This window comes from Methylobacterium sp. CM6244 (assembly GCF_054817885.1).
Genome location: NZ_CM139247.1, coordinates 2,947,398 through 2,969,059 on the forward strand (window position 1 = coordinate 2,947,398; position 21,662 = coordinate 2,969,059).

Consider the following 21,662-nt stretch of genomic DNA (forward strand, 5'->3'; position numbering starts at 1 on the left):
GGTGAGGGGCGCCGGCTGGAAATGATTGCCCCCGCCGATCGCCCGGATGGGGCCCCTCGACACAGGCCTTCGCAGGGACGATAAGCTCACGCCATTAGGGTCGACGGGCTGCCTGGGGAGACGGAGCGTGACGGAGAAGGAAAAGGCCGACAAGGGCAAGCTGGTCTCTCGGAAGTTGGCAACGCTGATCAGGGAAGGCGACAGGAAAGGATTTGAGAAGCTCGCAGCGGATCTTCTCGCCGAATCGGCCGAGGAATGGAGGCCGATGCTCAATTCCAACCGCGCGCTTCTCGACTTCGAGGACATGGCGGCGCAGGCCGGCCTCGAGGAGCAGTATCGTCCGAAGATCTGGTGGATGCGCAGCCCTTATCCGGGCAATTTTGGCGATATCCTCACCCCTTACGTATTGTGGCACGCTTTCGGCGTGATGCCACGCTGGGTTTCCAGTAAGGAGGCCGATGGCCTCTGCATCGGCAGTATCGCGAAATTCGCCAGACCTGGTATGCGCCTGTGGGGGACGGGCATGCCACGCGCTACCGATCCGCTCTGTCCCACGGCGATCTATGCAGCGGTTCGCGGCCCGCTCTCCCGCGGTGCCGTACTGGCGGCAGGCGCAGAATGTCCCGAGATCTATGGCGACGCCGCAGTGCTTCTGCCCGAAATCTACGCTCCCGACGTTGCCAAGACCCACAAGATCGGCATCATTTCCCACGTCCTGCAGGATGCGGAGATTCGGACTGCGATCCGCAAGCTTGGACTTGATCACATCAAAGTGATATCCCTCCACTCGGTGTCCTTCGACGATATCGAACGTGTCATCAGAGATATTTTGAGCTGCGAAGAGATTGTCACGACCTCATTGCATGGTCTCATCGTGTCTCATGCTTATGGTGTTCCTGCCCAATACATGAACCTTAATGGAGACACCAACTCCTTCAAGGTGGAAGATTACAAGCTATCGGTGGGACTTACGGATCCGGCCCTCCAAGCGCAGCGCGAGTTCACCGATGTGGATTGGCTGGACGCGCGCCGCTGCGTCCTGCCCCCGTCGCGCATCGATACGGTGGCGCTCCGCTCAGCCTTTCCCTTCCCGGTGCGGAACTTGAGCGAGACACGCGCTCCGATGAAGTGAGCTGCACGCATCGAACCTTACGTTGTTATCTCTGCGTCATTTGCAGTTCGAGGCAGGCCAACCGGTTCGTTAGGCATTCCTCCATTCATGCGCCGCCTAGCAGGCTTAATTCCAAGTCGAGCGTGCTGGCGGACCATCCTTTCAGGTCCGCCGAGGTTGAGTTCGTTGAAAGTGCCTCATAGTGAGCCGGAACCCGTCCGCACCGGCGCGGAACAGTTTCTCGATCATCTCCGGAGTGTCGGAAGCCGGACCGAGGGTGGCAATGATTTTCGTGCGGCCTGAGCGTTTCACTCCGGTTCTCGGAGTTTTTTGAGGATCCCCGTCGGGTTCGAACGGCCGATTGGGGTCGAGGGGCCACAACCACCGAGGCGGGCCGCGCGTCAAGGTTTCGCGCTCATATGGGTGTGCGAAGCGGTCTGCTTGATCCGCTGCCGCGTCGGTCCGGGATCGCGTTTGCTCAGGGAGTGACCGCGGTTGAGAAATACGGCGGCTCGCCGTTCATGGCACGAGACCGAGACGACTGATCGAAAAGAAGCAAAATTCAGCGCGAGCGTCGAGCGCTTCGCTTTGACAGCGCTGCACGCATTAAGGTAGTCCCGCGGTGCAAGACCGGAGTTGTACCCAGTCTGGTTTCCCGTAGAAGCAAGAGAAATCGATGGACGAGCAAGCTACTCCTCTGCGTTCGGAATCGGCCGAGAAGCGGCGTCAGGAGCGTATCGCCGCTCGTAAGGCGGCACGCCGCAAGGCTCGTATCGGGGCCCGTCCCGACAAGGCCTCGGATTCAACCAGCGACAACTGAGTGATCGAACGGACGGGGAATACTGCTCCCCCGTATTGTACGCCGGCTCCCGCTCATTGAGACTGGTCATCGCGGGTTAGCAGCCTTGGGCCGAAACGACGGAGTTGGACGATAGTGAGCGCTGGGAAGACCGAAGCATCGCCCAGTCATGCGAATGCCGTGCTCCATGCCTGTCGCAAGCACGCGGTGGCAAACGAATGGGCCGCCGTAATTGATAAGACGGAGGATCGCGCCCTCCAGATCTTGCAGCCTCAACTAGTCATGCAACGGCTTTATGCGGCGCTGATGTTGAATGACGAGGTGCTAGTGACTCAGGTGACCGAGCGCGTCCTCGAACCGGACATCTCCGTGGGTGTGAAGCTCGCGGCGGTTAAGGAACTCGCCTTGCGCAAGCACCCCGAGAAAGGCGCCCGTATCCTGATCACCGATTCCGAGGCCCAGGCCTCGCCGCGCTTCGGCAAAGCCGCAAGACACGTCTTCAAGCATTTGCAGGATCCTATCCTCAAGAATGAACTCAAAGACTGCGTGAGCAACTTCCGCGGTGGCGGCGACCTGATCAAAAGTGATAAGACGAGCTTTTCTTTCCGGAAGCAGCCCAAAAACGAAGTCTGGGGTACGGTTGCGCTGACGGCATCGCCGAAGACGTCCTCTCATCACGCCGAGATGCTCACCAGCGATGCTGCGAAATTCCGTGAGTCGGCGGAAGCGGGGAGACAACCGAAAGTCATCGAGTATCGGAATGTCTTCACGGAACCATCGGGCCAGATCTGGACGGAAAAGGGTGAACTCATCGTCCCCCGTGGGATACCCATGGCGACCTTGGACCGAGCCTCCGTCGAGACGGTCTCGATCGGCTTTGCTGGAAACCGCGGAAGCCGTGGGATTTACCATTGGATCGCGGATTATCTACCCCGTCTCGCCTGGATCCCCGATAGCGATATTCTCGAAGATGAAGGCTTCAAAATCCTGTTGAATGGGAAGAACCCCGGATTCGAGCAGGTGACGCTGGATATCCTCGGCTTCGGCGCAGCGGCGAAGAAGCTGACGGAACCGGTTTTCGTCGAACGGCTGCTTCTTGCACCCGTCACCTTCAAGGGGATGGTGGGCTGGAAACACCTCGATCCGGTCTACGAGACGCTGGGGGAGGAGGCCAGCCGATTAGCGGCCGAGCACGGCGTCGAGCTTACGGAACGCCTCTACATCACGCGGCGCGATGCCGACCGTCGCGTGCTGACCAACGAAGCCGAGATCGAAGCCCTTGCCCGCGAACGTGGCTTTGAGATCCAAGAATTTTCAAGCATTCCGCTCTGGCACCAAATTGCCCTCGCCCGGCATGCCTCGGTGATTATGGCGCCCCACGGTGCGGGCTTGTCCCATATCGTATTCTCGCGACCAGGAACGATGATACTCGAGTTGCTGCCCATCAAGGACGGCTCATATGCACTTCGTTTCAACTACGCGCGCCTGTCGATCACCAAGGGGCACGATTACCGCGCTTGGTTGGAAGAACAGCAGATTCTCGTCAATGAATGGACGATCGACCTCGATTCCTTCGTACCTTTCCTCGATTCGGCACTGCACAAGGCCGAATGACGCGTCACGATAGGTGAAGCCTGTCATTTCGCTGCAATTCGGCCCTGGCCCGTCGAAGGGGCCTTCCCGACAAGCAAGGATATTATCCGATCAAGGCGCCGCCGGCTGGCTCGGATCCGTGAGCTGGATCGTCCAGCTCTTCTGCTCGCCTGTATCGACCTCATAGAAGCCGTTGCGATCGAACCCGCGGGCAAGGCAATCCTCGACGCCGTGGATCGTGAACTCGGCGTCCTTGGTGCACATCAACGAGCGACCGTTCCATTCTCCGCCGCGAGTATAGTCCACGGCGAACACGTAATAGAATCTCGAAGCGAGCGCCCCGCGCAGCAGGGTTTCGCAGCCCTTGGGGGCCACGTCCCACCAGCCTTCCGTCACCCACCCCTGGCCGTCGCGATATCCCAGCGCGATGCCGACCTTGCTCCCGGTTTGGTTGCACATACGGAGGTCCGCCTGGGCCGGCAAGGGCCGGGCGACGAGGCTGGCAAGAACGAGGCCGGCAAAGACCGCCCCTCGCCCGCCAATGGGGGAGGGGCGGCGACAGCTCACGTCGTCAACCGACGAGAATGATACGGCAATCATTGACATTGGTGCGTGTGGGACCCGGTTGGACGAGGTCGCCGATCGTGGCGAAGAACTTCGTCGAATCATTGTCCGCCAGCATGGCAGCCGGGTCGAGGCCGGCGGCGCGGGCGCGCTCCAGCGTGGTCGGGTCGACAAGCCCGCCGGCTGGATCGGTGGCCGCGCCACGTCCGCCATCGGTCCCGTCGGTATCGGCGGCGATGCCGAGGATGCCGGATTCGCCATCGAGGCCGATCGCGAGGGCGAGGGCGTATTCCTGGTTCGGGCCGCCATGGCCCTCGCCGACGATGGTCACGGTGAGTTCGCCACCGGAGATGATCGCCACCTTGCGGCCGGCCGCCTTCATCTCCTTGGCGAGGGCGGCGTGTTCCGCCGCGACCTCACGGGCTTCCCCCTCCACATCGGGGCCGAGCATCACGACCTCGTAGCCGGCGCGCTTCGCGGCCTCCGCCGCCGCATCCAGGGCGTCGATGGGACGGGCGATGATGCGGTATTCGGCGCGGGCGAAGGAGGGGTCGCCCGCCTTCGGCGTCTCGTTGGCCGGGTCGTTGAGGAGCGCCTTGGCGGTCTCCGGCAAGGGAATGTTGCGGCGCTCGCAGATCTCGCGCGCGTCTGCGAGCGTCGAGGGGTCAGGTACGGTCGGGCCCGAGGCGATCACCGCCGGATCGTCATGCGGCACGTCGGAAATCGCCAGCGTCAGGATCGAGCGCGCATTGCGGGCCATCATGGCCAGCCGGCCGCCCTTGATCCGGGACAGGTGCTTGCGCACCGCGTTGATCTCGTTGATCGGCGCGCCGGAGCGCAGCAACGCCTTGGTGATCGCCTGTTTCTCGCCGAGAGTGAGGTCGCCGGCCGGCGCGATCCAATTCGCCGATCCGCCGCCCGAAAGCAGCACGAGCACATCGTCCTCCGGCCCGGCATCGGCGGCGATCTTCAGGGCGTCGATGGTGGCATCGATGCCGGCCTGGTCCGGTACCGGGTGTCCGGCCTCGACCATGCGGATCATCGGGGCTTCTTCGCCGTAGCCGTGGCGCGCTACCGCCAGACCGACGATGCGGCTCTCGTCGACGCCGTGCTGCTCCCGGTAGAACCGGCTCGCAACCGCGGCCATGCTTCCGCCGGCCTTGCCGGCACCGAGGATGATCAGCCGACCCGTGCCGGGGGCGGGCAGATGCGGCACCAGGCAGCGGGAGGGATGCGCGGCGGCGATCGCCTCGTCGAGGAAGCCGAGAAGCAGGCCGCGAGCGGCGTCGTGGGACGAAGGGGAGGGAGCGGGCGAAGCGTGTGAAGGCGCGGTCATGGCGTGTCCGTGTCTCATCAAGGTCCGATCGCGCGGGCCGGATTGCTTGTCCGCCGGATTATTGCCGTGGCGGCGCGATCGCCTATACGTGCTGTGCCCGAGCCCTGCCGCCTCGGCAAGCGTGCGATGACCCGACCGGCGGCGTGTTTCATGCCTGAAGAGGGGGATTTCCTCCCGATCGGCCCCGAAGGACCGTGCCCGCCTCATGTTTCCGCCGCATCCCGTCGAGACGATTCCCGGGGATCCCGCTTCGGGTCTCCTCCTTATCTGCGAGCATGCCTCGAATCACGTTCCGGAGGATCTGGCGCAGCTCGGGGTGCCCGAGCGGGAATTCGCGCGCCACATCGCCTACGATATCGGCGCGGCCGAGGTCACCCGGCGGCTTGCGGCCCATCTCGGCGTGCCGGCCATCCTCACGCGGTTCTCACGCCTGGTCATCGATCCCAACCGGGGGCGCGAGGACCCGACGCTGGTCATGCGTCTGTCGGACGGCGCCGTGGTGCCGGGCAATGCCAGGATCGACGAAGCCGGAAAGGAGGAGCGCATCCGCCGCTTCTATGTGCCCTTCGACGAAGCAGTGGATACGGCCGTCGCGCAGGCCACGGAGGTAGGCGTGCCGCCCTCCATCGTCACGATGCACAGTTTCACGGCCTCATGGCGCGGCACCATGCGGCCCTGGCATGTGGGCATCCTGTGGGACAGGGACGACCGTATGAGCGCGCCCCTCATCGCCGGGCTCCGCGCCGACCCGGCCGGGCTGACGGTGGGCGACAACGAGCCTTATGGCGGCGGCCTGCCGGGCGACACGATCGATCGACACGCCATCGCACGCGGCCTTCCCAACGCCCTTGTGGAGATCCGACAGGATCTCATCGCCCTGGAGCCGGGCCAGATCGAATGGGCGGCGCGTTTCGCCAAGCTCCTCCGACCGCTGATGCCGAAAGCCGGCTGACCGTCATTCAGTGATAAAACAGAGAGCACATACGAAAGCGGCGGGGCTCAGGCCCCGCCGCTTTCGTCATTCCGTCGGCCTCTGTTTAGCGGGGGCCGCCCGAGGTGCGGCCGTACTGCCAGACCGGGAAGCTGTTCTGCTCGGCATTGCCTTCCTGGGCGGAATCGACGCTGCGGCGGCTGACGACCGACCCGGTGGTCAAGTCGTCATCGGCGACGACCTGACGGCCTGCACTGCCGGGAGCCGCATAGGCCGAGATACCGGCGGGCGCACTATAGCTCTGAGCAAGAGCAGGCGAAGCAACGACGCCGAGGCTCAAAGCAACAGCGGCGACGGCGGAAGCGAGACGAGTGTTCATGACTAGATCCTATTGAATGTCGCGGTCTCCGTCAGAGGGCGGTGGGCCGTGAGTTTTTGTGTAGCCCCGATGTAGGACGAACCCCGCCGCAACGTCGTGCGGTTTGGCACCTTCATGCGCGAGACGCCGTGCGAGCGGTAATTTGAGGCCTTGCGATGCGTCAGGCGCAAGGGAGCGAAGAGAAATGTCCGGCGCCTCCCGCATTCTCGCGGGAGGTCATGCGCGCGCAGGAACGCCGGGAAAGCCATGCGTCCGAAAGCCATGCGCCCTAAAACGGGACCGCGCGTCAGCGATGGTATATCCTCGCGCGAAAGCGGTGACCGCCCGCGAGCCGAAGGATGAGGAAACTGCCATGACCGAGATCGACACCGCCACGCAGACCGAATTGGAAGCCGCGGTGTTCCGCCGCCTCGTGGCGCATCTGCAGACGCGCAGCGACGTCCAGAATATCGACCTCATGAACATGGCCGGCTTCTGCCGCAACTGCCTGTCGAACTGGATGAAGGACGCCGCCGACGAGCGCGGCCTGGGCCTCACCAAGGACGAGACTCGCGAGCGCGTCTACGGAATGCCCTACGAGGAATGGAAGCGGCTGAACCAGGCCGAGGCCACGCCCGAGCAACAGTCGGCCTTCTCGAAGGCGCAAGCCGAGCCGCACTAAGCTTCCGGTAAGCGTGATCGCTTAACCAGCCTCCTCCGGCGCATCCCACCCGATGCGCCTCAGATCAGGAATTGAGACGCTCATGGCCGCTTCCGCCGCACCCGCTGTCGATGCCTCCTCGGTTGCCGCCGACCAGCTCAAGAGCTTCATCGAGCGCATCGAGCGCCTGGAGGAGGAAAAGGCCGGCCTCGCCGGCGACATCAAGGACGTCTATGCCGAGGCGAAGGGCACCGGCTTCGACGTGAAGGCCCTGCGCAAGATCATCTCCCTGCGCAAGAAGGACCATGCCGAGCGGCAGGAGGAAGAAGCCATCCTGGAGCTCTACATGCAGGCCCTCGGCATGGTGTAGCCCGACATCGCGCGGCGCTCCATCAATGCCGAAGGCGGCCGTCTTCCCCTGACCGACTGGGCGGAAGACGGGTCGAGCTGATGCTGACCGTGCTCACGCCACGTCGCACTGGGCCCGGCGGGCTCGCCTCCGCGCGGCGGCACGGACAGGCATGCGACACGGCAGACCTCCTTCCTCACGACAAGAAATGAGGACCGGGCGGGAGGTGCTCGGTGCCTCCCGCCGCTTCAGAGCCGGGTCCGTTCGCCGCGCAGGGTGGCCCCGGCCTCGACGGCCCCACCCTTCGAGACGGCGATGCGCTGCGACAGGTAGATGCCGCGATGGCCCGAACAGGCATAGGCGGTGAAGCACGCGACCGCGATGGCGACGCCGTGCGTCGCCCCGAACAGTTCGATCCCCATCAGCGTACAGGCGAGGGGCGTGTTGGCGGCGCCCGCGAAAACCGCCACGAAACCGAGAGCCGCCATCAGGTCGAGGGGGGCCCCCATCAGGCCACCCAGCGCGTTGCCGAGGGCTGCGCCGGTGAAGAAGAGTGGTGTGACTTCCCCACCCTTGAAGCCCGAGGCCAGAGTGACGACGGTGAAGAGGATCTTCCAAGCCCAGGACCAGGGGTGGACCTCCGGCCCGAAGAAGCTCACGATGCTCAGGCCTCCCGCATCCGGCGCCGTGACGCCGAGGCCGAGATAGTCACGGGTGCCCAGCGCATAGACGAGGCCGATCACGGCCATTCCACCCAGGACGGGGCGCAGGGGTCCGTAGGGAATCAAGCGCTTCAGCCAGCCGCCGAGGAGGTGGTTGGCTTCCGCGAAGACGAGCGCCACGAGCCCGAAGGCGATGCCGGCGACCGCCGCTTTGGCCAGCAGGCTTGGATCGAGGGCGATCGGGCCGGTCACGTCCGCCAGATAGGCGATTCGAAAGAGCGAATGATGGATGCCCCAGGCCTGGCAGGCCCAATCGCCGATGACAGACGCCAGTAGGCAGGGAATGAGCGCGCCATATTCCACCCGGCCGATCGCCAGGACTTCGAGAGCGAAGACGGCTCCGGCGATAGGGGTGCCGAACACCGCCCCGAACCCTGCGGCCACGCCTGCCATCAGCACGATGCGGGTAGCCGCCGGATCGAGCTTCGCCAGCCGCCCGATGCCGCTGGCGAGGCTGCCGCCGAGTTGCACCGCCGTACCTTCCCGCCCGGCCGAGCCGCCGAAGAGATGTGTGACCACGGTGCCGAGAAAGATCAGCGGTGCCATGCGCAGGGGAACGCCGCCCCCGGGCTCATGAATCTGATCGACGATGAGGTTGTTGCCGCCCTCCACGCTGCGCCCGACACGGTGGTAGAGCAGGCCGATGGCGAAGCCCCCGACAGGCAGCAGGAACAGCAGCCACGGATGCGAGAACCGGGCTTTCGTCGCGACGTCGAGACTCCAGAGAAACGCTGCGCAAAGCGTGCCGACGACGGCCGCCAGCGGCACGAGGATCACCGCCCAGCGCGCGAACGCCACCACCCAAGCCGCGCATCGCCTCGTGGCGCGCTTGAGCCCGGCAAACCGATTTTTGAGGAAGGCGAGCATGGCTCCACCGTCTTGCTGAATGGCAAAAGGGTAGGAATCATCAGCCCTTATGGCGGTTCGGCTTACGCCCGGCAGAATCCATTGCCAGGGCCTTCGTGTCCCGTGGCCGGCAGCGCGTCAAGCCGGGGCGGCTCCCCGTACCCAACGATGCGCAGCCCATCACCGCCGCCCCGGTTTCGGCATCGACGCTAGTGGGCGACCCTCGCCGTCGCGACGTTCAGCGACCGGCAGCCACAGCGCGGGTGGACGATCCGGTGAAGCGCGCGGCGGTGAGGTCGTCGCCGGGGCTACGTCCCGAGAAACGGCTGCGCACGCCGCTTTCCGCCTGAGCGACGAAGCCGGCCGGCGCGGCATCGGTGCGAGCACGCGACGGGGCGACATGAACAGGCGAGGCGCGGCTAGCCGGCGCGGTCGAAGCTGCGGCCACCTCGAACAGGGCGCGCAATTGCGTCTTCGCGTCGGCATCGGCCGGCACGGGCCGGGCCAGGCGGGCGGGTGCGGCAGGAACGGTCGGCGTCGCGGCCATCCCGGTGGGGCCGAGGCTCGCCACCTGGATGGAAGGCCGCGGCGGCGGCAGAGGCATGGTGAGCGCAGCGGTGACGGCGGCGAGTTCCGAGGGCCGGCGTGGCGGCAGCGGCACGTCGATCAGGCTCGATTCTGCATCGGCGGCAGCGGTCGGTTTGGCGACCTCCTGGGTGAGGAGGCTCTGCGCATCGCGTTCGTCACGGCGCAGAAGAGCACCTTTGAGGGCATCGGACGCGGCCGGGGCGGCGTAAGCCAGGGCCTCGCGGGTGCCGGACTGGTCGTCAGGATCGGCACTAGCTACGAGAACGGTGGGCTTTGCCCGAGCCCGCGCCGGAGCTTCGGGCGGCGGCGCAGGGGTCTTGGAGCCGCCACCGAAGAGGCTGGCGAAGAAGCCCTTGATGCTCGGGCCGTCATCCTCCTCCACCGTCGCGACCTGGGTCACGCCGAGCACGGTGCCGCCACGGGCGAGCACCTCGGCACGGGCAAGCTCGTAACCCGGCAGGGGCCGGTTGTCGGCGGGCAGGTGCACGGTCTTGCCGTCGGGGAACAGGCGCGCCAGCTGGTCATGGCTCATGCGCGGCCAGGAACGGACCGACCCGACATCGAGATGGACGAAGGGCGAGCCGGCATGGGGATACCAGCCGACACCGCCGCGCTGCATCCGCATACCCACCGCACGAAGCTGGTCGATGGAGACATCCGGCAGGTAGAAATCCATCGCCTTGCCGAGCATGTGCTGGCTGAACTCGGCCACGGCGCGCGACCGGCGGCGCAGCATGGCGTTGGTGCCCGGTGACCGATAGGCCGAGACCACGGTGATCGGCTCCTGCGAGCCCACCGACCGGTAGGCCTCCCACACCGTGTCGAACAGGCGCGGGTCCATCTTGGTGGGCTCGTCCATGCGCCAGTCGCGCAGCATCCAGTTGAGCTGTTCCAGCGCCGCCCGGTCGTAGCGTCCGTCACGTTTGAACGTGATCGTGGCGCTCTCTTTCGTATGGGTATGATAGATCGAGAGGGTGCGGGTATCGCCATTGGCGACCGCATCCTGCGTCCCCCGCGTGCCCGCGCCGAGCGCCAGGGCGATGCCCGACGCCACGATGATCGCGCGGCGTAGGCGAGGATGGGAACAGGCGTTGCGGAGATAGACGAGCAGGCGCGAGGCAGGCTGGGTGGATCGATCGGCCGGCTGGGCCTCTTCTCGTAGCGAACTGCCCACGATCGTCCTCACCTCTGCCAGACCGCGCGTTGTCGCGCGGATCATGGTGAACGCAAGGTTGCCGAAAACCGTAAATGGACGGTTATCGGGTCCTCAGCCATTCGCCGGTCTACAAAACGGCTAGGTTTGAACCGTGGCGAAATCGTGCCGGCGCGCCGGCACGATCAAGACGCCGCAAGAGCGGCATCACACATTCTGGGTCGCGTGACATTCACGCAACAAGAGGAGGCGCGCTACCACCAGCCGCGGGAGACCGGGGCCGGGGCGGGGGCTGGGGGGGCTCCCCATGGATCGACGCCTGCGGCTTCGGCGGACCGGGAGGCGCGGACGGGAGCGGCTCCGGCTGACACGGCAGGGCGCGACACCGTACGACGAGCCTCTGTCGACGGAGCATTCGCACCCGGTGCCGATGGCGCCGGTCGCACCGCGACCTTGGCCGGAGGCTTTGCGGGTGCCTTGGTCGGAGCTTTGGCGACGAGCAGGCTTCCCGGCGCGAGGCCGAGCGCGATCTTCATACGCGCGTCGTGGCCGTAGAGATCGGAATAGGTGCGCAAAGCCCCGTGATCGTCCGCCGCGAGGGTGAAATACGCGAGATGGACCGGCAGCTTCTCCGGCAGGCGGATGGTGCGCTCGCCCTTGCCGATGAGCTTCTTCAAGCGCTCGCTCGACCAGGCTTCGGGAAGCACCGAATCGGCGAAACGGAAGGGATCGTCCACGCGCACGCAGCCATGGCTCATCGCCCGCTGAGAGGCGGAGAACAGCGAGCGGTTGGGGGTGTCGTGCAGGTAGACGGCATGGTTGTTGGGAAACAGGAACTTGATGAAGCCGAGCGCATTCCGCTCGCCCGGCGGCTGGCGCACCGAGATGTTGCCGTTGCGATAGACGACCTCGTAGCCGCGACGAGCCGCGTAATTCGGGTCGCGGGCCAGGGCGGGCAGGAACTCGTTCTTCAGGATCGAGGGCGGCACGTTCCAGGATGGGTTGACGACGGCGTATTCCATCATCCCCGAAAAGACCGGCGTCGGCGTCTCGGTCTTACCGACGATGACGCGGGTCTCGTCGCGCACCGACCCATTGCGGATCACGCGCAGGCGAAATTCGGGAATGTTGACCAGAACGTAGTCGCGTCCGAGATCGCTCGGCAGCCAGCGCCAGCGCTCCATGTTGACGAGGACCGTCGATTCCTCGTCGCTCGCGCGTGCAGACGGCTCGGACCGGCCGAGGGCGGCGACGGTCTGTGGCGTGAGCGTACCGGTGGCCGGCAGGCCACGGCCCCGCTGAAACTTCGCCACCGCGGCGGACACGGCCCCGTCGAACGCATCCGGCTCGCCCGACGCGGCGTCGAGGGTACCGGCGGTGCGGGTCGGCAGACCGAAATGTTTGCGCAGGGCAGGGACACGGGGATCGTGCATCCCAACCTTCAGGACCGGTCCAGCGGGAATCGACACGGGCGACGTCGCCATGGGCGCGCCGTGAAGATTGCGCAGGCTGGCGAGCCGGGCTTTCAAGGCGAGGTAGCCGGCCTGCGCCGGGTTGTAGCCCTGCAGCGCGGCGCCGGCCTGCGGACCAGCGCTGGCGACGCGCGCCAGAACCGCATCCGTTCCGGGAATGTCGAGGGTGGGCGTGATCAGGCGCGAGACGGCGGCCAGGTTGACGCGCGCGCCGCGCGCATCCTTGGCGTAGAGCACGATGGCGGCCGAGAGTTTCAGCTCGATCTCGGCGGTCTGGGCCTCGGTCAATCCCTGCGTGCCGATGACCGGTACCGGATAGGCCTGAACGTTGAGACCATCCTCGGCCGCGAGGGCGAGCCGCGACGCGGCGGCCTTGGCGGCAGCCGTGAAGGCTCCATCGACCACCCAGACCGGCTTGAAGGCGCCGAGCCCGTAGAAGGCCTGCATCGCCTCCCGATCCTTCGTGCTCAGGCGGGCGAGAAGGGGGGCCGGATCGGCGAGACGAGCGGCCAGGGCCGCCCCCATCGGATCGGTCGGCACCGGAGCGGCGGCCACCGCGGCGGCGGGCTCGGAGCCCGTTTCAGCCTTCGAGGGTGAATCCTCGACGCTTCTGGTTTCCGACGCGCCTCCCCGGGGGGCATCGGATGGGACCTGCGCGGAATCCCCCGCCACGGCGGGCTCTGCCGGGTTGGGGGAGGGGGATACGGGCGAGGAGATCGCCCCGGTCGCCGCCGTATCGCCCTGTCCCTGATCGGATGAGACCGAGGGCGTGGCGGCGCTCTGCACCACGGACGGAGTCTGGTCGAGCCGAGGCTCGGCCCTTGCCGCGTAGCCGACACAACCGACCATGAGGGCGGCCAGTGCGACGGAGGCGGAGCGCGAAGCGCCCATGATGAAACTCCCGGGACCGGCCGTATCGGCCGTGTTTGCGGTCAAACAATCGCTGCTTGCGCAACCGCTTGCAACGGCGCGCGGGCAACAGTGGAGGCTTGCCGGGATCTCCCGGCCCGAAACGCAGTGCCTTGACGCACATCCCGGCCAGACGGGCCGCGACGGAAACGCTGCCCCAGTCTCAGGCGGCGGCTTCGTCGCTCTTCTCGTCGTCGTCGAGACCGAGATCCTTCAGCTTGCGATAGAGCGTCGACCGGCCGATGCCGAGGCGCCTCGACACTTCCGACATGCGGCCCCGGTAATATTGCAGGGCGTAGCGGATGATCTCCGCCTCCAGCTCGTCCATCGGCTTCATCTCGCCGGTCTCCTCGGTGACGAGGGTCATCGCATGGGGGTCGCGGACTTCGACGCGGACGATTTCGCGCACCGGCTCGGGCATGCCGGCCTGAACCATGGGCTGGACCGGGGCGGCCGGAATGCGCACGTCGAACCCTTCCACCTGCGCGGCGATCTGCGGGAACTCGGACACGGTGAGCTCGTCGCTATCGGCGAGCACCACGGCGCGGAACAGGGCGTTCTCGAGCTGGCGGACATTGCCGGGCCACCCGTAGCGGCAGAGCAGCGACATGGCCTCCGGCGTGATCGCACGGACGCGCTTTCCTTCCTCGGCCGCGAAGCGCGCACAGAACGAGCGCACCAAGTCCGGGATGTCCTCGCGGCGCGCCCGGAGCGGGGGCAGGGTCATCGGGAAAACGTTGAGGCGGTAATACAGGTCCTCGCGGAAGCGACCCTGCTTGACGAGGTCGAGGAGCGAACGGTTCGTGGCCGAGATCAGCCGGATGTCGATCCGAACGCTGCGCTTGGCGCCCACCGGATCGACTTCGCCCTCCTGCAGCGCGCGCAGGAGCTTCACCTGGGCATCGAGCGGCAACTCGCCGATCTCGTCGAGGAACAGCGTTCCGCCCGAGGCTTCGACGAACTTGCCCATATGACGCTCGGTCGCGCCCGTGAACGCGCCCTTCTCATGCCCGAACAAGGTCGATTCCACGAGATTGTCGGGGATCGCCCCGCAATTGACCGTGACGAAAGCCTTGCCGCGCCGATCGCCCGACCCCTGGATCGCACGGGCCAGAACTTCCTTGCCGACGCCGGACTCGCCCTCGATGAGGACCGGGATGTTGGACTTAGCCGAACGCTCGGCCAGCCGGATCACACGCTCCATGTCGGGACTGCGCGAGGACAGGTCCTTGAAGGTGAGCGAGCCGGAGGCGCGCCGCCGCATGCGACGCACCTCTTCTTCCAGCTGATCGACCTTGAGCGCGTTCTTGATCGACACCTGAAGCCGCTCGGCACCGGCCGGCTTCACCACGAAATCGGTGGCGCCGGCCCGCATGGCGTTGACGACGGCGTCGATGGAGCCGTTGGACGTCTGGACGATGACGGGCGTGTCGAGGCCCGATTGGCGCATCTGGGCCATGACGGCGAGACCGTCGAGCCCGCCTGGCATCACCAGATCGAGGAGCACGACGTCGATAGGCTCGCCGGACCGCAACACGGACAGCCCGTCCTCACCGCTCTCGGCGACCTTCACTTCGAAACCGAGGCGACGCACCATCGCTTCGGCGAGCCGGCGCTGGACGGGATCGTCGTCGACGATGAGGACCGTTGTCGACATGCGGAAAGCCTCGACCGTGTGCTGTGAAAGGTGATCGCCCCCAGGATATCGCCCTGCGAACCAGCCACCGGTGTTTCGTTTCGATCCGTAGGGTGAGCGAAGAGCGTAAAGCTGTGCTTAACGACGATCCCACTTTCTTTCCTGATGGTCCACTCCCCGGGCGGGTTGGGCCGGCGGAGGCTCTGCCGGAGATTCGTTGCGGCGGAATGCACCGACTCGGTTGATCACGCGGCCCTGGCGCTCGATATCAACCCCGACGGCGCGGGAACGCCGCTTGAGGATCAAAGTCACCATGTCGAGCCGAGCCGTCGTTCATGCCAGCCTGCCCAGCGCCGCCCGGATGCCGGCCGGCCAACGATCGGAAGGGACCAACGTCGCGAGGGCTGCCGCTCTTGCTCTCGACCTCGGCTCGCTTCCCGAATGGGATCTGAGCGACCTCTATTCCGGAATCGATTCGCCGGACTTCCGTAGCGACATCGCGCGGGCGGAGCGCGAATGCAGCGACTTCTCGGAGCGCTGGAGCGGCGTCATCGCCGAGATCGCTGAGGGGCCCGATGCGTCCTCGCGACTCGCCGAGGCGGTAGCCGCCTATGAGGCGATCGAGGACCGCCTCGGCCGCCTGATGTCATTCGCCGGCCTCGTCTATTCGGGCGACACCACGGACGAGCGGCGCCAGAAGTTCTACGGTGACACCCAAGAACGCCTGACCACGGCCTCCGGTCACCTCCTGTTCTTCGCCCTGGAGATCAACCGGGTCGACGACGCCCTGATGGACGCCGCCATGGCGGAAGGCCCCCTGGCGCATTACCGCCCCTGGGTCGAGGATCTGCGCCGCGAGAAGCCGTTTCAACTCGACGACCGCACCGAGAAACTGTTTCTCGAGAAGTCGGTGACCGGACGTTCCGCCTGGAACCGGCTGTTCGATGGCACGATCGCCTCACTGCGCTTCCCCCTCCAGGGCGAGATGCTCACCCTGGAGCCGACGCTCAACAAGCTGCAGGACCCGGACGGGGCGGTGCGGAAGGAAGCGGCCGGGGCCCTGGGCGACGTGTTCCGCGCCAATCTGCGGACCTTCGCCCTCATCATCAACACCCTGGCCAAGGACAAGGAGATTTCCGACCGCTGGCGCGGGTTCAAGGATGTGGCCGACGACCGCCACTTGTCGAACCGGGTCGAACCCGAGGTGGTGGCGGCCATGGTAGACGCCGTGCAGGCGGCCTATCCACGCCTCTCGCACCGCTATTACAAGCTGAAGGCGAAGTGGTTCGGCGTCGACGTCCTGCCCTATTGGGACCGCAACGCACCGCTGCCGCGAGTGGAGCAGCGCACGATTCCCTGGGCCGAAGCGCGCGACATGGTGCTCGACGCCTACGGGGTCTTCTCACCGCGCATGGCGGACATCGCCAAGACCTTCTTCGACCGCCGCTGGATCGATGCGCCGACACGTCCGGGCAAGGCACCGGGCGCGTTCGCTCATCCCACAGTGCCCTCGGCGCATCCCTATGTGCTGGTGAATTACCAGGGCAAGCCGCGGGACGTGATGACCCTCGCGCACGAACTCGGCCACGGGGTGCATCAGGTTCTGGCCTCGCGCAACGGGGCGCTGATGGCACCGACGCCGCTGACGCTGGCCGAGACCGCGAGCGTGTTCGGCGAGATGCTGACGTTCCGGCGCCTGCTCGCCTCCACGACCGACACGGTCCAGCGCAGGGCCATGCTGGCGGCCAAGGTCGAGGACATGATCAACACGGTCGTGCGCCAGATCGCGTTCTATCTCTTCGAGCGGAAGGTCCATCTCGCCCGCGCCGAGGGAGAACTCACGGCCGAGCAGATCAACGGCCTCTGGATGTCGGTGCAGGCCGAGAGCTTCGGCCCAGCGATCTCACTCGATGCGGGCTACGAGCCGTTCTGGGCGTATATTCCGCACTTCATCCACTCGCCGTTCTACGTCTACGCCTACGCATTCGGCGATTGCCTCGTGAACTCGCTCTATGGCGTCTACGCCAAGGCGGAGGAAGGCTTCGTCGACCGCTACTTCGCGCTGCTCTCTGCCGGTGGGTCGAAGCCCTACGGCGAGCTCCTGGCCCCCTTCGGCCTCAACGCCAGCGACCCCGCCTTCTGGCAGATCGGCCTCAACATGATCGAGGGGATGATCGTCGAGTTGGAAGCGATGGAGGGATAGGGGCCTTTGCGCTGCGGTCTTTCCGTTATACAGAACGTACAACGGAAAGATGAATTGCCATGAAGCTCGAAGTAAAAAAGATCGGAAATTCCACTGGGCTCATCCTGCCACGGGAATTGATCACCAAGCTCAATCTGCGGCAGGGCCAGTGGCTCCACATCACCGAGATGCCCGATGGTGGAGTGCGGCTGACCCCCTACGATCCTGATTTCGACAAGGCGATGGCGATCGTCGACGACATCATGGAGGAGTATAAGGATACCTTGCGGGCGCTGGCGCAGTGACCGAGCCCCGTTGGTTGACCTCTGAAGAGGTCAAAGTCGCCCACGAGCGCCAGCTCGTCCGGTTTGGTGGTCCTCCTGGTCTCAGGGACGAGAACGCACTCGAATCCGCATTGGCGCGGCCTGTGAATCGCTGGCGGTACGAAGACGGCGATTTAGCGTTACTGGCTGCCGCCTATGCATTCGGTCTCGCGCGCAATCATGCCTTCATCGATGGCAACAAGCGCATCGCCTTCGTGGCGATGACATTGTTCCTACGGCTCAACCACGTTGCTTTCCGCCCGGATCAGGCCGAGGCGACTCGAATGATTTTCGGTCTCGCCGCGAGCGAGATCGACGAGGACGGCCTCACGCGCTGGATCCGCGACAACTGGCCAACGGCGTAGCCCCTTCCGCGACGCAAGTTCCGCGACCCATGGGCCCATGGCCCTGGTACCCTTGGGGAAGGAGCCTATCTCGTGGTGACACTCCTTCGTCGCGCAGAATGGATTCGATGGCCGATCACGACAACGAAGCCAACCGCTTCTCGGCGCGCGCCAGCCGCTATGCCCGGGTGGGTGCGAATGTGGGCGGCGTCGCCGCGCGCATGGCCGGCGCCAAGTTCTTCGGCAAGGGCGAGACCCCGACCAACGCGGCGGCATTGGCACAGGCCCTCGGCGGGCTGAAGGGCCCGATCATGAAGGTGGCGCAGCTGCTCGCCACCGTGCCGGATCTGCTGCCACCGGAATACGCGACCGAGCTACAGAAACTGCAATCCGACGCGCCGCCCATGGGAGCGGCCTTCGTCAAGCGCCGGATGATGGCCGAGCTCGGACCCGATTGGCAGAAAAGGTTCGGCTCCTTCGATCTCAGGCCCGCCGCCGCCGCCTCCCTCGGCCAGGTCCATCGCGCGACCGGCCTGGATGGGACACCCTTCGCCTGCAAGCTTCAGTATCCCGACATGCAATCGGCCGTGGAGGCCGATCTGAAGCAGTTGGAAATCGCCTTTGCCCTCCATCGCCGCCTCAGCTCGTGGCTCGATACCCGCGAGATCGCCAAGGAGATCGGCGCCCGAGTCAGGGAGGAACTCGATTACGAGCGCGAGGCGAAACATGCCGCCCTCTACGGGGCGGTATTGCAGGACATCGCGGATGTGAGGGTGCCGGCGATCCACACGGATCTCTCGACGAAGCGCCTCCTCACCCTGGGCTGGCTCGAGGGGGACAGGATCCTCGACTTCACCGAGGAGCCGATCGAGATCCGCAACCGCCTCGCGCAGGCGATGTTCAAGGCGTGGTGGCACCCTTTCAGCCGAGCCGCCGTCATCCATGGCGACCCGCATCTCGGCAATTATACCGTGTTCTCGGAGGACGGTGAGGCGCGCGGCATCAATCTTCTGGATTACGGCTGCGTTCGCATCTTCCACCCCCGCTTCGTCGGCGGGGTGGTCGATCTCTATCGCGGCCTCCTCGAAGACGACAATGCCCGGATCGTCCACGCCTACGAGGTCTGGGGGTTCAAGAACCTCACCAAGGAGCTGATCGAGATCCTCAACATATGGGCGCGGTTCATCTATGGCCCAATCCTGGAGGACCGCACGAGGACCGTGGCCGATGGGGTCAAGCCCGGAGAATACGGGCGGCGGCAGGCCTTCGAGGTGCACCAAGCCCTGAAGCAGCGCGGCCCCGTGACGGTGCCACAGGAATTCGTCTTCATGGACCGGGCAGCGGTGGGGCTCGGCGCGGTGTTCCTGCACCTGCGTTCGGAGCTGAATTACCATCGGCTGTTCGAGGCCGAGATCGAGCGCTTCTCTCTCGAGACCCTGACCGAGCGGCAGGGCACAGCCCTGATGGCGGCAGGCCTTCCGCTTCCGGTCTAGGTAGATCGCGAAGCGGCTTTCAGCGAACCCGCCTCCGAACACGAGCGATCCGTCGAAGACCGGGCGGGTCCGCTTCGGCCCGTTCCCACGAGTCTTGTTCGCCACCGGAAAGCACCGTGGGGCGGGCACGACCGCCTGCGGGTAAGCTCGCCCATGACAGGCGGGGATGAACTGTCATTCCATTGGATAAATCCCGCTTCCCATATTTTCGCCAGTCGGTATCTCGATTGCGAGCGATCGAGGCTTGCGCTAAATCCGCTTGGAACCAATCAAGATGATGACCAAGGGGACGAGCGCAAGATGGCTGATGCGAAGAGCGTGACCGGCGTGCATTACAGCCCGGCGATGGACGAGAAGACCCACGAACAGACCTATCGCGGCTTTGTCCGGTTTGTGGAAATCGGCACGGGCGTGGTGATCTGCTGGGTGCTCGCCCTGGCCGTGGGCGGTATTCACGAGGCCTGGCTCACCGCCATCTTCGGTGTTCTCCTGTCGGGAGCCGCCGGCGCCGTGGGTGCATTCGTACCCAGCATCGGCTGGAAGGCACCGTTCGCGGTGGCGCTCCTGCTGGCGCTGTACCTCTTCTTCGCGTGACGTAGCCCAGGATCGCTGGTATACCAGCGATCCGCGGCTCTATATTCCTGCTAAGCCGCGGCAATCGAGCATGATTGCCGAAGGAGGTCTTTGAATGCGCATCGCTGTCCTGACAGAGTCGGATCCCGCTGAGCCGCGGGTGGCGGCGGTGCCCGATACGATCAAAAAATTTAGAGGACTCGGCGTCGACGTCACGGTCCAGTCCGGCGCTGGCCTGAAGGCCGGTGTTCCGGACGCGGAATACGAAGCGGTGGGCGCCAGCATCGCCGCCACGGCCGAGGAGACGGCGAAGGACGCCGATCTCGTCCTCAAGGTCAGGCGTCCCAACGAGGACGAGCTGAAGCTTCTGAAGAGCGGCGCCACCGTCGTCGCCATCATGGATCCCTACGGGAACGAGACCGCGCTGCAGGCCATGGCGGATGCCGGCATCAGCGCTTTCTCGATGGAGCTGATGCCCCGCATCACCCGCGCCCAGGTGATGGACGTCCTGTCCTCCCAAGCCAATCTCGCGGGCTACCGCGCCGTGGTCGATGGCGCCGCCGAATACGGGCGCGCCATGCCGATGATGATGACCGCCGCCGGCACCGTGCCGGCCGCCCGCGTCTTCGTCATGGGCGTCGGTGTCGCCGGTCTTCAGGCCATCGCCACCGCGAGGCGCATGGGAGCCGTGGTGACGGCCACGGATGTGCGGCCCGCCACCAAGGAACAGGTCGAATCCCTCGGGGCCAAGTTCGTGGCCGTGGAGGACGACGAGTTCAAGCAGGCTGAGACGTCCGGTGGCTATGCCAAGGAAATGTCTGCCGAATACCAGAAGAAGCAGGCCGAGCTCGTGGCGACGCATATCGCCAAGCAGGACATCGTCATCACGACGGCGCTGATCCCCGGTCGGCCGGCCCCGAAGCTCGTGTCGGAATCCATGGTCGCGTCCATGAAGCCGGGTTCGGTGCTCATCGACCTCGCCGTCGAGCGCGGCGGCAACGTCGCCGGTGCCGAGGCGGGCGAGATCGTCACCACCGAGAACGGCGTCAAGATCGTGGGCCACGTGAACGTCGCCGGCCGCCTCGCGGCCACGGCGTCCAGCCTCTACGCCAGAAACCTGTTCGCGTTCGTCGAGACACTGATCGACAAGGAAGCTAAGGCCCTCGCCATCAAATGGGATGACGAGCTCGTGAAGGCGACGAACCTCACCCGGGACGGACAGGTAGTCCACCCCGCCTTCCAGCCCAAAGCAGCCTGATCCCGGCGGAGAGACAGATGGCCACCCTTCCCCCCGAACAGGCCGCCGAGCAGGCACGCGCCGCCGCTGCCGCCGCCCGCGCCTCCGCCGACCAGGCGCAGAGCATCGCCGACAGCCTCAGCCAAGGCCTCAGCCATGGCATCTCCGTCGTCACCCATGGCGCGGTCGATCCCACCGTCTTCCAGCTCGCGATCTTCGTGCTCGCGATCTTCGTCGGCTACTACGTGGTGTGGTCGGTGACCCCGGCGCTCCACACCCCCCTGATGTCGGTCACCAACGCGATCTCCTCGGTCATCATCGTCGGCGCGCTGCTGGCGGCGGGCGTACCGTTGATCGAGAAGGGAACCGGCTGGGCTCGCTTCTTCGGCTTCGTGGGCATCGTGCTCGCCAGCGTCAACATCTTCGGCGGGTTCCTCGTCACACAGCGCATGCTCGCCATGTACAAGAAGAAGGCTTGAGAC

Annotated in this window: 20 protein-coding genes and 1 riboswitch; of the genes, 13 read left to right on the forward strand and 7 right to left on the reverse strand. The window is 65.6% G+C overall.

Annotation, left to right across the window (positions count from 1 at the left end):
• Positions 1 to 127 precede the first annotated feature (127 nt).
• The 3 genes from ACYQML_RS13660 to ACYQML_RS13670 all read left to right on the forward strand — a co-directional run bounded on the left by ACYQML_RS13660 (position 128) and on the right by ACYQML_RS13670 (position 3,524).
• A complete protein-coding gene (locus ACYQML_RS13660; RefSeq protein ID WP_461226590.1) occupies positions 128 to 1,132 on the forward strand; it encodes a polysaccharide pyruvyl transferase family protein in 1,005 nt (334 codons plus the stop codon).
• 655 nt (positions 1,133 to 1,787) lie between these two features.
• Entirely contained in the window at positions 1,788 to 1,931 is a 144-nt protein-coding gene (locus ACYQML_RS13665; protein WP_461233110.1) for a hypothetical protein, read from the forward strand.
• Between the two features lie 114 nt (positions 1,932 to 2,045).
• The gene (locus ACYQML_RS13670) at positions 2,046 to 3,524 is read left to right on the forward strand and encodes a glycosyltransferase family 61 protein (RefSeq protein ID WP_461233111.1); all 1,479 of its coding nucleotides are present in this window, start codon (positions 2,046 to 2,048) and stop codon (positions 3,522 to 3,524) included.
• A gap of 90 nt (positions 3,525 to 3,614) precedes the next feature.
• Here ACYQML_RS13670 and ACYQML_RS13675 read toward each other — a convergent pair whose 3' ends face one another.
• The gene (locus ACYQML_RS13675; RefSeq protein WP_207412145.1) at positions 3,615 to 3,986 is read right to left on the reverse strand and encodes a DUF1036 domain-containing protein; all 372 of its coding nucleotides are present in this window, start codon (positions 3,984 to 3,986) and stop codon (positions 3,615 to 3,617) included.
• 88 nt (positions 3,987 to 4,074) lie between these two features.
• Positions 4,075 to 5,403, reverse strand: a complete 1,329-nt coding sequence (locus ACYQML_RS13680) for a glycerate kinase type-2 family protein (RefSeq protein ID WP_207412119.1) — start codon at positions 5,401 to 5,403, stop codon at positions 4,075 to 4,077.
• A 205-nt stretch (positions 5,404 to 5,608) separates the two neighbouring features.
• On the opposite strand from ACYQML_RS13680, the gene ACYQML_RS13685 reads away from it, so the two are divergent.
• Positions 5,609 to 6,355: an N-formylglutamate amidohydrolase gene (locus ACYQML_RS13685; RefSeq protein ID WP_461224413.1), complete on the forward strand. Its 747-nt coding sequence runs from the start codon at positions 5,609 to 5,611 to the stop codon at positions 6,353 to 6,355.
• Positions 6,356 to 6,440: 85 nt separating this feature from the next.
• On the opposite strand, the gene ACYQML_RS13690 is transcribed toward ACYQML_RS13685, so the two are convergent.
• Positions 6,441 to 6,713 (reverse strand): hypothetical protein, encoded by a 273-nt coding sequence (locus ACYQML_RS13690; protein ID WP_461233112.1) that lies wholly within the window; start codon positions 6,711 to 6,713, stop codon positions 6,441 to 6,443.
• A gap of 352 nt (positions 6,714 to 7,065) precedes the next feature.
• Between ACYQML_RS13690 and ACYQML_RS13695 the strand changes: the two genes are divergently transcribed.
• Both ACYQML_RS13695 and ACYQML_RS13700 read left to right on the forward strand, forming a co-directional pair.
• Complete coding sequence (locus ACYQML_RS13695) at positions 7,066 to 7,374, forward strand: DUF1244 domain-containing protein (RefSeq protein ID WP_461233113.1); 309 nt, start codon at positions 7,066 to 7,068, stop codon at positions 7,372 to 7,374.
• An 82-nt stretch (positions 7,375 to 7,456) separates the two neighbouring features.
• On the forward strand, positions 7,457 to 7,723 hold the full coding sequence (locus tag ACYQML_RS13700; protein WP_018044356.1) for a DUF2312 domain-containing protein: 267 nt from the start codon (positions 7,457 to 7,459) through the stop codon (positions 7,721 to 7,723).
• Positions 7,724 to 7,950: 227 nt separating this feature from the next.
• Here ACYQML_RS13700 and ACYQML_RS13705 read toward each other — a convergent pair whose 3' ends face one another.
• The 4 genes from ACYQML_RS13705 to ACYQML_RS13720 all read right to left on the reverse strand — a co-directional run bounded on the left by ACYQML_RS13705 (position 7,951) and on the right by ACYQML_RS13720 (position 15,049).
• The gene (locus tag ACYQML_RS13705; RefSeq protein ID WP_461233114.1) at positions 7,951 to 9,291 is read right to left on the reverse strand and encodes a voltage-gated chloride channel family protein; all 1,341 of its coding nucleotides are present in this window, start codon (positions 9,289 to 9,291) and stop codon (positions 7,951 to 7,953) included.
• Positions 9,292 to 9,315: 24 nt separating this feature from the next.
• A riboswitch (Fluoride riboswitch) is annotated at positions 9,316 to 9,386 on the reverse strand.
• Between the two features lie 122 nt (positions 9,387 to 9,508).
• Entirely contained in the window at positions 9,509 to 11,077 is a 1,569-nt protein-coding gene (locus ACYQML_RS13710; protein WP_461224408.1) for a DUF882 domain-containing protein, read from the reverse strand.
• A 188-nt stretch (positions 11,078 to 11,265) separates the two neighbouring features.
• On the reverse strand, positions 11,266 to 13,374 hold the full coding sequence (locus ACYQML_RS13715; protein WP_461233115.1) for a L,D-transpeptidase family protein: 2,109 nt from the start codon (positions 13,372 to 13,374) through the stop codon (positions 11,266 to 11,268).
• A gap of 181 nt (positions 13,375 to 13,555) precedes the next feature.
• A complete protein-coding gene (locus ACYQML_RS13720; RefSeq protein WP_056429202.1) occupies positions 13,556 to 15,049 on the reverse strand; it encodes a sigma-54-dependent transcriptional regulator in 1,494 nt (497 codons plus the stop codon).
• A 340-nt stretch (positions 15,050 to 15,389) separates the two neighbouring features.
• On the opposite strand from ACYQML_RS13720, the gene ACYQML_RS13725 reads away from it, so the two are divergent.
• The 7 genes from ACYQML_RS13725 (at position 15,390) to ACYQML_RS13755 (ending at position 21,659) form a co-directional block, all read left to right on the forward strand.
• Complete coding sequence (locus tag ACYQML_RS13725) at positions 15,390 to 17,231, forward strand: M3 family oligoendopeptidase (protein WP_461235727.1); 1,842 nt, start codon at positions 15,390 to 15,392, stop codon at positions 17,229 to 17,231.
• Positions 17,232 to 17,290: 59 nt separating this feature from the next.
• Positions 17,291 to 17,515, forward strand: a complete 225-nt coding sequence (locus tag ACYQML_RS13730) for an AbrB/MazE/SpoVT family DNA-binding domain-containing protein (protein ID WP_056429206.1) — start codon at positions 17,291 to 17,293, stop codon at positions 17,513 to 17,515.
• Complete coding sequence (locus ACYQML_RS13735; RefSeq protein WP_207412114.1) at positions 17,512 to 17,898, forward strand: type II toxin-antitoxin system death-on-curing family toxin; 387 nt, start codon at positions 17,512 to 17,514, stop codon at positions 17,896 to 17,898. The genes ACYQML_RS13730 and ACYQML_RS13735 overlap by 4 nt, the downstream gene beginning before the upstream one ends.
• 107 nt (positions 17,899 to 18,005) lie before the next feature.
• Positions 18,006 to 19,370 carry an ABC1 kinase family protein gene (locus tag ACYQML_RS13740; protein WP_207412113.1) on the forward strand — a complete coding sequence of 455 codons (1,365 nt, stop codon included), beginning with the start codon at positions 18,006 to 18,008 and terminating at the stop codon, positions 19,368 to 19,370.
• A gap of 300 nt (positions 19,371 to 19,670) precedes the next feature.
• A complete protein-coding gene (locus ACYQML_RS13745; protein WP_056429210.1) occupies positions 19,671 to 19,964 on the forward strand; it encodes an aa3-type cytochrome c oxidase subunit IV in 294 nt (97 codons plus the stop codon).
• A 94-nt stretch (positions 19,965 to 20,058) separates the two neighbouring features.
• On the forward strand, positions 20,059 to 21,201 hold the full coding sequence (locus ACYQML_RS13750) for a Re/Si-specific NAD(P)(+) transhydrogenase subunit alpha (RefSeq protein ID WP_056429212.1): 1,143 nt from the start codon (positions 20,059 to 20,061) through the stop codon (positions 21,199 to 21,201).
• A 17-nt stretch (positions 21,202 to 21,218) separates the two neighbouring features.
• Positions 21,219 to 21,659: a proton-translocating transhydrogenase family protein gene (locus ACYQML_RS13755; protein WP_056429213.1), complete on the forward strand. Its 441-nt coding sequence runs from the start codon at positions 21,219 to 21,221 to the stop codon at positions 21,657 to 21,659.
• Positions 21,660 to 21,662 lie beyond the last annotated feature (3 nt).

Excerpts from the sequence above, each read along its gene's own strand:
- ACYQML_RS13665 (WP_461233110.1), top strand. The coding sequence starts at position 1,788 with ATGGACGAGCAAGCTACTCCTCTGCGTTCGGAATCGGCCGAGAAGCGG.
- ACYQML_RS13680 (WP_207412119.1), bottom strand. The coding sequence starts at position 5,403 with ATGACCGCGCCTTCACACGCTTCGCCCGCTCCCTCCCCTTCGTCCCAC.
- ACYQML_RS13685 (WP_461224413.1), top strand. The coding sequence starts at position 5,609 with ATGTTTCCGCCGCATCCCGTCGAGACGATTCCCGGGGATCCCGCTTCG.
- ACYQML_RS13690 (WP_461233112.1), bottom strand. The coding sequence starts at position 6,713 with ATGAACACTCGTCTCGCTTCCGCCGTCGCCGCTGTTGCTTTGAGCCTC.
- ACYQML_RS13695 (WP_461233113.1), top strand. The coding sequence starts at position 7,066 with ATGACCGAGATCGACACCGCCACGCAGACCGAATTGGAAGCCGCGGTG.
- ACYQML_RS13700 (WP_018044356.1), top strand. The coding sequence starts at position 7,457 with ATGGCCGCTTCCGCCGCACCCGCTGTCGATGCCTCCTCGGTTGCCGCC.
- ACYQML_RS13705 (WP_461233114.1), bottom strand. The coding sequence starts at position 9,291 with ATGCTCGCCTTCCTCAAAAATCGGTTTGCCGGGCTCAAGCGCGCCACG.
- ACYQML_RS13710 (WP_461224408.1), bottom strand. The coding sequence starts at position 11,077 with ATGATCCGCGCGACAACGCGCGGTCTGGCAGAGGTGAGGACGATCGTG.
- ACYQML_RS13715 (WP_461233115.1), bottom strand. The coding sequence starts at position 13,374 with ATGGGCGCTTCGCGCTCCGCCTCCGTCGCACTGGCCGCCCTCATGGTC.
- ACYQML_RS13720 (WP_056429202.1), bottom strand. The coding sequence starts at position 15,049 with ATGTCGACAACGGTCCTCATCGTCGACGACGATCCCGTCCAGCGCCGG.
- ACYQML_RS13725 (WP_461235727.1), top strand. The coding sequence starts at position 15,390 with ATGCCGGCCGGCCAACGATCGGAAGGGACCAACGTCGCGAGGGCTGCC.
- ACYQML_RS13730 (WP_056429206.1), top strand. The coding sequence starts at position 17,291 with ATGAAGCTCGAAGTAAAAAAGATCGGAAATTCCACTGGGCTCATCCTG.
- ACYQML_RS13740 (WP_207412113.1), top strand. The coding sequence starts at position 18,006 with ATGGCCGATCACGACAACGAAGCCAACCGCTTCTCGGCGCGCGCCAGC.
- ACYQML_RS13745 (WP_056429210.1), top strand. The coding sequence starts at position 19,671 with ATGGCTGATGCGAAGAGCGTGACCGGCGTGCATTACAGCCCGGCGATG.
- ACYQML_RS13750 (WP_056429212.1), top strand. The coding sequence starts at position 20,059 with ATGCGCATCGCTGTCCTGACAGAGTCGGATCCCGCTGAGCCGCGGGTG.
- ACYQML_RS13755 (WP_056429213.1), top strand. The coding sequence starts at position 21,219 with ATGGCCACCCTTCCCCCCGAACAGGCCGCCGAGCAGGCACGCGCCGCC.